Raw genomic sequence first — 11,784 nt, forward strand, 5'->3', positions numbered from 1 at the left:
ACTAAACACTAACCACTAACCACTAACCACTAACCAATAACCACTAACCACTAACCACTAACCACTAACCACTAACCCTTTAGATTCCAACCATTCAGGGTTGAAAATTCGTGATTGGTAGCGAGAACCACTATCACACAAAATGGTAACAATAGTATGCCCAGGTCCCATCTGTTTCGCTAAAGCCACAGCAGCACCAACGTTAATACCTGTGGAACCCCCCATAAATATTCCATCTTTCCGCAGCAGCTGGTAAACAACTCTCAGGGCTTCGGTATCGTCAACTTGGATTGCGTCATCAGCTGGTGCGCCTTCCATATTAGCGGTGATGCGACTGTTACCAATTCCCTCCGTGATTGAATTGCCTTCAATCTTAATTTCACCTGTCTTGATATAGCTGTACAATCCGCTTCCCATTGGATCGGCAACAACACATTTGATTGCTGGATTTTTTTCTTTTAAGTACATTGCCACACCAGCAAAGGTTCCTCCAGTTCCTGTCGCAGATACCCAAGCATCGACTTTACCATCTGTTTGCGCCCAAATTTCCGGTCCTGTGGTTTCATAGTGAGCGCGGCGATTTGCTAAGTTGTCAAACTGATTTGCCCAAATAGCATTTTCCATCTCAGACGCTATTCTGCCAGAGAGTTTGACGTAATTGTTCGGATCTTTATAGGGTACGGCGGGAACAGGGCGAACTTCTGCACCTAACGCTCGCAAAGCATCCATCTTTTCTTGGGACTGGGTATTGGGAATAATAATGAGACATTTGTAGCCTTTAGCGTTACAAATATGTGCCAATCCAATACCCGTATTACCTGCTGTGCCCTCTACTACTGTACCACCGGGTTTAATTAATCCTTTTTCTTCAGCATCTTTGATAATGTACAGTGCGGCTCTATCTTTTACTGAACCACCAGGGTTGAGAAATTCTGCCTTACCCAGGATTTCGCAGCCAGTTTCTTCACAAAAGCTGTTAAGCCGAATAAGTGGTGTGTTTCCTACAGCACCCACAAAACCATTTTTAATATCCATGTTTAATTGACCCGCGTTCAGTTTCTGATTAACTTAACTTATAAATGATTGATTGTAGCTATTAAACAGCTTCTATCAAAAAGCATATCTTTACAATCGCGGGTGCAAAAAATTCTCTTGGCATCAAGGAGTCAATTTTTACTCCTCATTACTTTCAGTCTTCAGTTTACGCGACTCCCACCACAGGGGAATGGCAATTACAGCTACTAGAATGAGTAACGCGGCGATCGCAAACTGGCTCACCCAAGTTACGAGTTGTTCCAGGGATACTATTTTTCCAGCAAAAAAAGCCAGCGTTACCATGACGCTAGCCCAAGCAACTGCTCCTGCTAAATTGCACAAAAAGAATTTTCCAAAGGGCATTTCTGCTATGCCTGCAAGAGGTGCTGCAAAAATTCTTAGCAGTGCAAAAAAACGTCCAAAAAACACTGCTTTTACAGCATTTTCACTAAATTGGTCTTTGATTATTAATATTCTTGCTTCTGAAATTCTGAACACACTAGCTGCTCTAACAAGTAAAGACCAGCCGCCAATTCTACCTATCCAATAACCGCAAGTACCTCCTATAGTAGCACCAGCTGCGGCGTCGCTGAGAACCAGCCAGTAATTTAGTTCCTTACTACCAGCTAAAAAACCTCCCACTAGAGTTACGGTTTCGCCTGGGAGAGGAATCCCTAAATTTTCTAACAAAATTCCCAAAAAAATTGCCCAATAGCCATACTCATGGGCAACCTTCTGGATGTTTTCTAGTGATATGAATTCAAGAGACATCCAGCACCACCGTCTTTACAATTTTTCACTTTCTCTTCTATGTTGACTCGTTTTTATGCCATGTGTCAATGAATTTACTCAGGTCAACGTGCCATTGTCTACTGGCAATTTTGCTCTATCTCATTATCATATCAACGTTATTTCATGAAAAATTATAAAAAAAATTAATTAAAACTTTACAAAAAGACGAAAAACCTGTAAAAATTATGTAAAAGATACTGTTGATACCGAATTCCACAAATAGTTATGCCTATATTGGGGAAAGTTAGGACAAATTATACGGCATGGATACTGAAAATACTAGTTTAGACCATATTGCTGCAATTTCCCAAGTCATTGGGTGAAAAAGCAGCATTTTTAATGGTTGAAAGCAAAACGGTGTCTGTGTCTGTTTTCTGTTTTTGTACAACGTTTCAACTACCCAGTTAAAATCCATGACTATCACATCAGACTGTCAAGTAATCTTGTTTAAACCAGAAGGACGCATAGATTTGCCCGGAGGAATGGCTCTTAGTGAAAAAATGACCGCAGTGGTTCCCAAACGCAATCAGTTGTGGGTTATTGACCTAGCTAAAGTTGATTTCATGGATAGTTCTGGACTAGTTTCCCTAGTCAAAGGATTAAAAGTTGCCCGTCAAAACGGTTGTCGCTTGGTTATTTGTAATGTGCAACCTCCTGTCAGATTGATATTGGAACTCACTCAATTAGATTCCGTGTTTGAAATTTTTAGCTCCTACGAAGACATTTTCATTGAAACCAATGAGGAAAGTCTAGCTGTAGCAAACTAAAGATTTTGCACGTGATTCCAAATATCATCAGCGGTGCTTGCGTGTATGTTGCAGGAGATTATTATTGTCTATCCAATCCAAAAGATTTGCTTAACGAATCTAAGTAGATGGATAATTCCATAGTTCAAACTCATTCAATAAAGGCTAACTAACTAACTTACTTATTTCATAACTTTTTCCCATACACCGCTTTGCTAAAGCAACCCTTGTCTACAATGAGCTTCCTTTAGCAGCAAGTACCACTGATTATTCAGAAGTTCCATTAATCAACCATAACCATCCGTAATACGTTATGCCAAACAAATATTAGCGCTATGCAAAAACTTTTTGGCAAACTACAACAATTCTTTAAAATGGGTGTAATCTATCTTCAAATTTCCAAAGCATGATGGTTTGGCGAAAGAATAATCTCCTGCGACTGGGAAAAAGTTATCACTTCAGTCATTTGTCATTTGTCATTTGTCATTGGTCATTGGTCATTGGAGATTAGTATTTCTCCCTTGTCTCCCTTGTCTCCCTTGTCTCCCTTGTCTCCCTTGTCTCCCTTGTCTCCCTTGTCTTCTTGCTTCCTGCTCGCTGACTCAAGCATTCTGGGTTGAAATATTATTTTGTGGAGATGCAGCACGCGGAAAATTTGGCAAATCTATACCGCTATGGCTAGCTGTACGAGTTTTTAATGCCAAACGATAACTTACACTTTGAAGTTCGGCTTGTAATTGACGGTTTTCCTGTTGTAGCATTGCTACCTTTTCCCGAACCGGAGCCATGCGCTCTTCAAATTTACGGCGGTAGATATGGGGCAACTCTTGTACAACTTGCTCTAGCATACGGCTGCGATCGGTCAGTTCCTGTACTGATTGCCGCAACTGATAGATTTCAGCATCACGAGTTGATATTTGTTCTTGATAAAACGTTACTTGCTGCTCAACAGCTTGCAGTTGCTCTCGCAATTCATGCAACTGGCTCAGATGACGCTCCGATACCTCTGTTTGGGGCATAAAATTAGTATTGCCCTTCACCAGGCGGAAGAGTTCTTGAGACAGCTGTTGCACAAGTTGATCTCGAAGCTGCAACTCTTGACGCAGTTTCGACACTTCAGCGGAGAGAGCTTGGATTGTAGAATCAGTTTGGCTCACCGTGCTTGCAGCTCCCATTAAAAATATTTTTTACTTTATCTCTTACTACAGCAATCATATTTTGGCAAGTAATAGTTAATGTAGCATTACCAGACGAATCGGCAATACGTAGATATGCTATTTTTTTGGGTGTTGGTGGTTAGTGGTTAGTGGTTGGTGGGGGAGTAAAGCCTTGCACTCATAGATAGCTTTGCAAAGCACACGCTTCGCGCTTGACATACCCCAAAAGTTAGAGCATATACAGTATATTTATACTACTATCAACCAACAACTAACAACTAACCACCAACCACTAACGATGAACCAATTTAGTCACTATGCAGCAGTTGTTGTAGGTTCAGCTTTTGCTTCTTCAACTTCTTGCTTGATAGTCAAGTAACGAATGACTTCTTCGCTCAAACGCATAGCGCGTTCCATGATAGCGATAGCATTACCGGGCGCACTGTAGTTCATTTGAATGTAGATTCCGTCTCTTTGCCTAGCGATTTCATAGGCGAGACGACGCTTTCCACGATTCTGAATTTGGATATTTTCAGATCCTTGTTCCCGCAGCAAGTTTTCGTATTTTGCGATCGCTTGCTCTACTTGTTCGTCTGTCAAGTCAGGACGAAGGATATACATTGTCTCGTAAGCTGTTGCCACTGTTTCTATCTCCTTTTGGTCTGTATGGCTGCCGATGTTACTTTGTACAGGTAGTTTTTTTAACCAATCCTGCACTCATTAACACCTAAAGCAACAAGGTGTAATTGATACCCTCTGATTATAATCGGGAAATTTTTGAGATGAAGTCTAACCGAGTTATACTGTTTACTCTCACTTGATGGCTGCAACCTTCGACCAGGGTAACTACTAAGCGCCCAATCGAAGACACGGAGTCAATGCACTTCCCTTATAGCCTTATAATCTTACCAGTTTTTAATTATAGTGCTTTAATAAATCGCCATCATAATTTCTCACCTGGTGGCGGTTCCAATTGCTGACTGAATAAGGAACTAACCAAGCTTATGGCACAGCGCTACGTGCGAGTCCAAAATCCTAAAGGACAAATTTACTACGGCTTGTTACAACTCTCCTTGAAAGTACAGGTACTTGATGCTCCACCTTGGCTTGAAGGACAGCCAACCGATCTGGTGTTGGAACCAGACAGTTACCAAATTCTTGCTCCCTGTGCGCCCTCAAAAATTGTGGCGGTGGGCAAGAACTATGCAGAACATGCCGCTGAAATGGGAACGAATGTACCAAGCGAACCCCTGCTCTTTTTAAAGCCCCCAACATCCATAATTGCTTCCCTAGAAGAAATTTACTATCCACCCCAATCCCAACGAGTAGATTATGAGGGAGAATTAGCACTGGTTCTTGGTGAGGTGACTTTTGACTGTACACCAGAGGAAGCTCAAACAAAAATTTGGGGTTATACCATAGCTAATGACGTAACGGCAAGAGATTTGCAGAAACGTGACAATCAATGGACGCGGGCTAAAGGGTTTGACAGTTTTTGCCCTCTCGGACCTTGGATTGTCCGCGAATTAAGCCCCGGTGCGAGAATACAGACTTTTTTGAACGAGCAAGCAGAACCTGTTCAATCTGCGACGATCGACCAGATGGTGTTTCCCCCTGATTTTCTTGTCTCTTACATTAGTCAAGTGATGACCCTGCTACCTGGGGATGTCGTGCTGACAGGGACACCGCTAGGAGTCGGTCCAATACATTCGGGCGATCGCATTCGAGTGGAAATTGAAGGTATTGGACGGTTAGAAAACACAGTCAAAACCCGTTAATAGCTAACGGACTTGCATATAAACGGCATCAGAAATAGCAGGAATTTCTGCGTAACGTCCCATCAAAGACTGAACAACAGAATAGACTACTGCTGCTACTATGCCTAAAAAGATTGTTGTAGATAGGGTTTGTGCTGCAAAAGCGACACCGGGAAGTGCCACGAGTCGCAAAAGTATACCGCACAAATAAGCAACAATGTCTAAAAGTAACGCTTGCATTGTGTTGAAACGAATGAAGTGAGCAATTCTTTCGTTTCTCACTACTAAAAAGAACAACAAGAAGAAAATAATGAGTTCGCTATATGGTCCTAAAATACCGTAGATTGCCAACACTGGCTGTAGGGGCAAAAACAGCACAGCCAGCGCTGGAAACTCTCTAAACAAAGACATTCCGAATACAAGTGCAGCAATCAGAGGTAGCAAATAAGGTAAACAAGCAAAAAGGCGATCTGAAACTGTGGTAGACCCGCGCCAAGCCATCGTGCGTTCTCCTATAGTTAAACTTCAATAGTTACATGACCCTAGAATAACGCAGTTACCCAATGGTTCTGGTAAAACCTCAGATTATTCAATATGAACAATGCGGAAACCCATTACACACTCATACTGATCTGGCTGCTGTTCGTTGGTATTGCGAATAGCATGACCGCAACGAAGTTCACCTTGACGCCAACGGGGTTGACCGCTCCCATCAGCCATTAAACAGGACTGACAAACGTGTTGGGGAGCAAATATTTGGTTTTCCATCATAATCATTAACATCCAATACCTCCTGTAAATTCCAATTCATGAGAGATACTAAGCTAATTTAAAAATTTATTGTATGCTGGAAATTGAGTGGTGTAGTAAAAAGTAATACATTAATTAACTTGTCAACCTCGTTGACAGTGACCAGTGACCAGTGACCAGTAATCAAAAGTCAGCTATTCAGATAAACTTTATATTCTGGAATATAAAACACGTGCTTTGCGTGGCTGAAAAAGTTCCGGCGTCAACATTTCAAGTAAGGATGGCAACAAGTGACTCTCACAAACTCAGATTTTCTTACATCCTCGGACCCTGCGATCGCGGAGTTAATCAACCAAGAACTACAGCGCCAAAGGAACCACTTAGAGCTAATAGCAAGTGAAAACTTTACTTCGGCTGCTGTACTAGCGGCTCAAGGTTCTGTTTTAACAAACAAGTATGCCGAAGGGCTACCGGGTAAACGCTATTACGGTGGATGTGAATTCGTAGACAAAGTTGAGCAACTCGCTATAGATCGTGCCAAACAATTGTTTGGTGCAGCGAGTGCTAACGTACAGCCCCATTCGGGCGCACAAGCGAATTTTGCGGTGTTTCTAACTTTGCTAGAACCAGGGGATAAATTCATGGGTATGGATTTGTCTCATGGAGGGCACTTAACCCATGGTTCACCTGTAAATGTTTCTGGTAAGTGGTTTCAAGCGTGCCACTACGGTGTTAATCAAGAAACAGAACAACTGGACTTCGATCAAATTCGAGAGCTGGCGCTTAGGGAGCGTCCAAAGCTTTTGATTTGTGGTTACTCTGCATATCCTCGTATCATTGATTTTGAAAAATTCCGCAGTATTGCGGATGAAGTAGGAGCGTATTTACTGGCAGATATTGCCCATATTGCTGGTTTAGTGGCTACCGGTCATCATCCCAATCCGATTCCCTATTGTGATGTTGTAACAACAACGACTCATAAAACCCTGAGAGGTCCTCGGGGTGGTCTCATCTTGACTCGCGACCCAGAGTTAGGTAAGAAGTTAGACAAATCAGTGTTCCCCGGTACACAAGGCGGACCACTGGAACACGTAATTGCTGGAAAAGCCGTGGCTTTTGGAGAAGCTTTAAAGCCAGAGTTTACAACATACTCTGCTCAAGTCATTGAAAATGCCCGTGCTTTAGCAAATCAACTCCAAAAGCGGGGGTTAAAGTTAGTATCAAACGGTACTGAAAATCACTTAATGTTAGTCGATTTAAGGTCTGTAGGTTTGACTGGCAAACAAGCAGATAAATTGGTTAGTGAAGTCAATATAACTGCCAATAAAAATACAGTGCCTTTTGACCCAGAGTCACCATTTGTAACCAGTGGTTTGCGATTGGGTTCTCCTGCAATGACAACACGAGGTTTGGGAGTTGAAGAATTCACAGAGATTGGCGATATTATTGCCGATCGCTTGTTAAATCCAGATTCCAAGCCAATTGCACAAGATTGTCGGCAACGTGTCAAAGCATTGTGCGATCGCTTCCCCTTGTATCAGCACCTAGAAATTCCCGTCCCAGCTTTAGCTTAGGCATTGGGGACTGAGGACTGGGGACTGGGAACTAGGCACTTCTCGTTCCCAGGCTCAGCCTGGGAACGAGAGAAGAACTACTGGTCATTTGGTTAGGTGAAATGTAAAAATCCCCTGTGGATAAAAAGTAGTCGATGAAGTAAATAGATGTAAAGAAATCCACAGTGGATTTTTCAGTGTAGAACCTAACTTCATAGTGAATCACAGATGCGAGTTCAGATTTATCATCTGATTGCGTTCCTTGTTGCTGCTGTAGTCGTTCTCTGGACTACACCTGATGTTAGAAACATGGGCATCAAAAGCGGACGCTTGGATAGACCAAATGACCGAAAAGTTCATCAGCGCCCAATGGTACGGCTGGGGGGAGTTTCTATTTTCGCAGGTGCGATCGCCTCCCTATTAATTGTCTGGCTTTTAGGTGGATTTGGAAATCTACCAACTGACAAAGAATGGCAAATTTGGGGAGTAGTTTTAGGCGGTGTAGGCTTTTTTATAATTGGCTTAGCAGACGATTTATTAAACCTATCGCCCATAACACGACTGTTGATGCAAATGGTTGTTGCAGCTGGTGCATGGAAAGCAGGCGTGAGTATAGATTTTTTGAGCATTCCTACAGGTGGAGTCATTCAACTTGGTTGGTTGAGTTTACCCATCACACTCCTATGGCTGGTAGGAATGGTAAATGCAATTAACTGGATTGACGGTTTAGATGGATTAGCTGCTGGAGTATCGGGAATAGCAGCTTTGGTCATTCTCGTTGTTGCCTTGTTTATGCAGCAAACAGCAGCTGCGATTATAGCGGCTGCGATCGCTGGTGCTGCACTGGGATTTCTTCGTTATAACTTCAACCCCGCACAAATCTTTATGGGAGATGGCGGGGCTTATTTTATGGGATTCACCCTAGCAGCAGTAAGCGTAGTTGGTCTAGTGAAAACTGCTGCTACTGCGGTATTATTGCCTTTTTTAATTTTAGCTGTACCAATTGTAGATATGTCAGCAGTGATTTTGACACGACTTCGCCGGGGTCAATCACCTTTTACCGCAGATAAAAGTCATTTGCACCATCGATTGTTGCGGGCTGGGTTGTCCCACAGATTGACTGTTTTATTTATTTACTCTTTAACCCTATGGGTTGGAACTTTAGCATTAGCTCTTGCTGGTATCCCCAGTGGTATTATTTACACTTGTGCTACTACCTCGTTGCTCATTTATGCCACTTGGAAAGTATGGAGAATTTCTCGGCAAACTTAGTGGAAGGATAGTGGCTAATGGCTAATGGCTAATGGCTAATGGCTAATAGCTAAGCACCTAACAACCAACAACTAACAACTAACAACTAACCCCTATTATGACTGCAGAAATTATTTGTGTTGGAACAGAACTGCTGTTGGGAGACATTATTAATAGTAATGCTCAATATTTGGCACAGCAGTTAGCTAAACTGGGTATACCCCACTACTATCAAACAGTTGTAGGAGATAACTCAGAGAGGTTAAAGCAGGTTATAGAAATTGCAACTCAAAGAGCACAAATTCTGATTTTCACAGGAGGTTTGGGTCCTACGCCTGATGATTTAACCTGCGAAACCATTGCTGCTTTTTTTAATTCTCCTTTGGTGGAAAGTCCGGAGGTGATTGAAGAAATAACTCGGAAATACGCTCAACGCGGGCGGGTTATGACTCCTAGCAATCGCAAGCAAGCTTTGATACCTAAAGGGGCAGAAATTTTACCTAATCCTACGGGTACGGCACCAGGTATTATTTGGCAACCCCGCACGGGGTTAACTATATTGACTTTTCCCGGTGTACCCAGTGAAATGCAACGGATGTGGGAAGACACTGCCATACCTTACCTGAAGAGTCAGGGTTGGGGTCAAGAAATTATTTACAGTCGAATGTTAAGGTTTTGGGGTATTTCGGAATCAGCTTTGGCAGAAAAAGTTGGGGCTTATCTCAATTTACCAAACCCAACAGTCGCCCCTTATGCTGCTAAGGGGGAGGTTAAGTTAAGGGTTTCTGCTAAGGCTGCAACGGATGTCCAAGCACGAGAATTGATAGCGCCTGTTGAGCAACAAATTAAGGACATTGCGGGGTTGGATTATTACGGTGCTGATGATGATACCCTTGCTTCAGTTGTGGGAGAGTTATTGCGTAGCGCAGGGCAAACTCTTTCGGTTGCTGAATCGTGTACTGGTGGTGGACTAGGGCAAATGTTGACAGAGATTTCTGGCAGTTCCGAGTACTTTTGGGGTGGAGTGATTTCTTACGATAACTCTGTTAAAGAGAGAATTTTGGGTGTAAAGTCGGAAGATTTGGCAAAATTTGGGGCAGTCAGTTCTACTGTAGCTGAGCAAATGGCAGTAGGTGTGCGATCGCACCTTGCTACAACTTGGGGATTGAGTATTACAGGCATTGCAGGACCGACAGGCGGGACAGAAACCAAGCCTGTTGGTTTGGTCTATATCGGATTAGCGGGACTTAACAAGGAAGTAGAAAGCTTTGAGTATCGTTTTGGTGCAATGCGAGGTCGATCCTTAATCCGTCATATTAGCGCGTGTACTGCGTTGGATAACTTACGGCGCAAATTGTTACGAATTTGCAGTAGCACTACTTAATGAGGAAGTAGAAAGTTTTGAGTCTCGTTTTGGTGCTTCAAATGAAGAATATTTCGCGTTGAAAAATAGATTAGAACTAGTAAAGGAATTGTCAACAACAAAGCAAGATACCAAGGAATCCCTGCATATATAAAAGAGTTTACCCAAACATTGACTGTACTGCTAGCATACTCATTAGCCTCTGAATATGTATCTTTAATAGTGATGATTGGTGCATGGGTTAATATTCGTACAATGTTGTCAAATGAACCCTTTAACATATCTACCGCTTGGCTGTGCTGAAAACCCCGGCTCTTGCGTACTTAGCGTGCTAAAATTGTCGAAAAATAAGCTTAAAACTATTGCTGGGCTTAGCTTACAGCTATTATTAGTTTCAAAATGTTACTCCTTATTAAAATTGAAATTATAAGTGCCTGTAAGCCTTGTAAATACAAGCATACTTGTAGATTTTAATGAAAATTTAGCATACTATGTACGAAAGAACCGTAACGTTTGAGAACAGCACGAGGCTTTGTGCCTTTAATGCGAACTAACCGCAATTCTGCTTTTCGTTTCTCAATTGCCAAAAACAGTGCCAACATGGCAGTACAAAGCACAAACCATGATGATAAAGTAATGCTTGTGGCAGCAGCACCAGCGTATGCTCGTAGGATAAAGCCAGTGGCGATCGCACAAATATCTAAAATGACCATTCGTTTGAGTCGCAAATTATAGGCAATTTGTAATACGGCATAAGCTGTGACGACCGCACCTAATGGTCGTGATTGCAACCAAGCAACTATCAGAGCACTACCTAACAGAACAAACGCCATCAGTGATGCTACTCGGAGACTCACTAATCCAGCAGCGATAGGACGCTTGCACTTAATAGGATGCTGACGGTCAGATTCAACATCTGCAATGTCATTCACTAAATAGAATCCACTGGAAACGCAGCAGAATAATACAAAAGATAATAGACTGCCCACAAGAGAGTGCATATTGATGCTGAAGGCGAACAATGGCGCGGCAAACACTACCAAGTTTTTTGTCCATTGTCGGGGTCGCAATGCAGTGATGTGCGCGGCCAATCGACTCGAACCGGACGCTACACGCCTTTTGGCAATAGAAGTCTGTCGGGAGCCCATACGCTTCGGGTCACTGTAAATTGTCAATGTAAAATTTGCTTTACCTGTTATGTGAAAGCGCATAACAGGGATAAGTTAAAAGATACTTATAAATGCTATAGGCTTTTGTAAGATCCCTGATAAATTGAAAAGTAACTTTAACGAGCTTTTAAATATTTTCCCTAAAAAGCTTTTGGTCTTTACACATTTTTTATATTGTTACAAACAAAGGGAACAGGGAACAGAAAGTTAT

The 11,784-nt window shown here is 42.3% G+C and carries 12 protein-coding genes; 5 read left to right on the forward strand and 7 right to left on the reverse strand.

What is annotated here, in order from left to right; all coding sequences use genetic code 11:
- Nucleotides 1-57 precede the first annotated feature (57 nt).
- The gene (locus F7734_RS27555; protein WP_155747800.1) at nt 58-1,035 is read right to left on the reverse strand and encodes a cysteine synthase A; all 978 of its coding nucleotides are present in this window, start codon (nt 1,033-1,035) and stop codon (nt 58-60) included.
- Between the two features lie 138 nt (nt 1,036-1,173).
- On the reverse strand, nt 1,174-1,806 hold the full coding sequence (locus F7734_RS27560) for a DedA family protein (protein ID WP_155747801.1): 633 nt from the start codon (nt 1,804-1,806) through the stop codon (nt 1,174-1,176).
- 434 nt (nt 1,807-2,240) lie between these two features.
- On the opposite strand from F7734_RS27560, the gene F7734_RS27565 reads away from it, so the two are divergent.
- A complete protein-coding gene (locus F7734_RS27565) occupies nt 2,241-2,594 on the forward strand; it encodes an STAS domain-containing protein (protein WP_155747802.1) in 354 nt (117 codons plus the stop codon).
- Nucleotides 2,595-3,175: 581 nt separating this feature from the next.
- Here F7734_RS27565 and F7734_RS27570 read toward each other — a convergent pair.
- On the reverse strand, nt 3,176-3,730 hold the full coding sequence (locus F7734_RS27570) for an Npun_F5560 family protein (RefSeq protein WP_038088210.1): 555 nt from the start codon (nt 3,728-3,730) through the stop codon (nt 3,176-3,178).
- 315 nt (nt 3,731-4,045) lie between these two features.
- On the reverse strand, nt 4,046-4,372 hold the full coding sequence (gene rpsF, locus F7734_RS27575) for a 30S ribosomal protein S6 (protein ID WP_166482196.1): 327 nt from the start codon (nt 4,370-4,372) through the stop codon (nt 4,046-4,048).
- Between the two features lie 362 nt (nt 4,373-4,734).
- On the opposite strand from rpsF, the gene F7734_RS27580 reads away from it, so the two are divergent.
- Nucleotides 4,735-5,508 (forward strand): fumarylacetoacetate hydrolase family protein, encoded by a 774-nt coding sequence (locus F7734_RS27580; RefSeq protein ID WP_155747804.1) that lies wholly within the window; start codon nt 4,735-4,737, stop codon nt 5,506-5,508.
- A 3-nt stretch (nt 5,509-5,511) separates the two neighbouring features.
- On the opposite strand, the gene F7734_RS27585 is transcribed toward F7734_RS27580, so the two are convergent.
- Both F7734_RS27585 and F7734_RS27590 read right to left on the reverse strand, forming a co-directional pair.
- Complete coding sequence (locus tag F7734_RS27585; protein ID WP_155747805.1) at nt 5,512-5,988, reverse strand: Tic20 family protein; 477 nt, start codon at nt 5,986-5,988, stop codon at nt 5,512-5,514.
- Nucleotides 5,989-6,072: 84 nt separating this feature from the next.
- Entirely contained in the window at nt 6,073-6,270 is a 198-nt protein-coding gene (locus F7734_RS27590; protein ID WP_155747806.1) for a hypothetical protein, read from the reverse strand.
- Nucleotides 6,271-6,527: 257 nt separating this feature from the next.
- Here F7734_RS27590 and glyA point away from each other — a divergent pair, with 257 nt between their 5' ends.
- The 3 genes from glyA to F7734_RS27605 all read left to right on the forward strand — a co-directional run bounded on the left by glyA (nt 6,528) and on the right by F7734_RS27605 (nt 10,425).
- Nucleotides 6,528-7,811 carry a serine hydroxymethyltransferase gene (gene glyA, locus F7734_RS27595; protein ID WP_166482186.1) on the forward strand — a complete coding sequence of 428 codons (1,284 nt, stop codon included), beginning with the start codon at nt 6,528-6,530 and terminating at the stop codon, nt 7,809-7,811.
- Nucleotides 7,812-8,018: 207 nt separating this feature from the next.
- On the forward strand, nt 8,019-9,062 hold the full coding sequence (locus F7734_RS27600) for an MraY family glycosyltransferase (RefSeq protein ID WP_155747807.1): 1,044 nt from the start codon (nt 8,019-8,021) through the stop codon (nt 9,060-9,062).
- Between the two features lie 97 nt (nt 9,063-9,159).
- On the forward strand, nt 9,160-10,425 hold the full coding sequence (locus tag F7734_RS27605) for a competence/damage-inducible protein A (protein ID WP_155747808.1): 1,266 nt from the start codon (nt 9,160-9,162) through the stop codon (nt 10,423-10,425).
- A gap of 449 nt (nt 10,426-10,874) precedes the next feature.
- Here the strand turns inward: F7734_RS27605 and F7734_RS27615 are convergent, their stop codons facing one another.
- Nucleotides 10,875-11,615, reverse strand: a complete 741-nt coding sequence (locus F7734_RS27615) for a decaprenyl-phosphate phosphoribosyltransferase (RefSeq protein WP_347566294.1) — start codon at nt 11,613-11,615, stop codon at nt 10,875-10,877.
- Nucleotides 11,616-11,784: the final 169 nt, after the last annotated feature.

This window comes from Scytonema sp. UIC 10036, from assembly GCF_009725235.1.

What these genes read in the sequence shown, in the direction of transcription:
- F7734_RS27555 (WP_155747800.1), bottom strand. Translation starts at nt 1,035, where the DNA reads ATGGATATTAAAAATGGTTTTGTGGGTGCTGTAGGAAACACACCACTT.
- F7734_RS27560 (WP_155747801.1), bottom strand. Translation starts at nt 1,806, where the DNA reads ATGTCTCTTGAATTCATATCACTAGAAAACATCCAGAAGGTTGCCCAT.
- F7734_RS27565 (WP_155747802.1), top strand. Translation starts at nt 2,241, where the DNA reads ATGACTATCACATCAGACTGTCAAGTAATCTTGTTTAAACCAGAAGGA.
- F7734_RS27580 (WP_155747804.1), top strand. Translation starts at nt 4,735, where the DNA reads ATGGCACAGCGCTACGTGCGAGTCCAAAATCCTAAAGGACAAATTTAC.
- F7734_RS27585 (WP_155747805.1), bottom strand. Translation starts at nt 5,988, where the DNA reads ATGGCTTGGCGCGGGTCTACCACAGTTTCAGATCGCCTTTTTGCTTGT.
- F7734_RS27590 (WP_155747806.1), bottom strand. Translation starts at nt 6,270, where the DNA reads ATGTTAATGATTATGATGGAAAACCAAATATTTGCTCCCCAACACGTT.
- F7734_RS27600 (WP_155747807.1), top strand. Translation starts at nt 8,019, where the DNA reads ATGCGAGTTCAGATTTATCATCTGATTGCGTTCCTTGTTGCTGCTGTA.
- F7734_RS27605 (WP_155747808.1), top strand. Translation starts at nt 9,160, where the DNA reads ATGACTGCAGAAATTATTTGTGTTGGAACAGAACTGCTGTTGGGAGAC.
- F7734_RS27615 (WP_347566294.1), bottom strand. Translation starts at nt 11,615, where the DNA reads ATGCGCTTTCACATAACAGGTAAAGCAAATTTTACATTGACAATTTAC.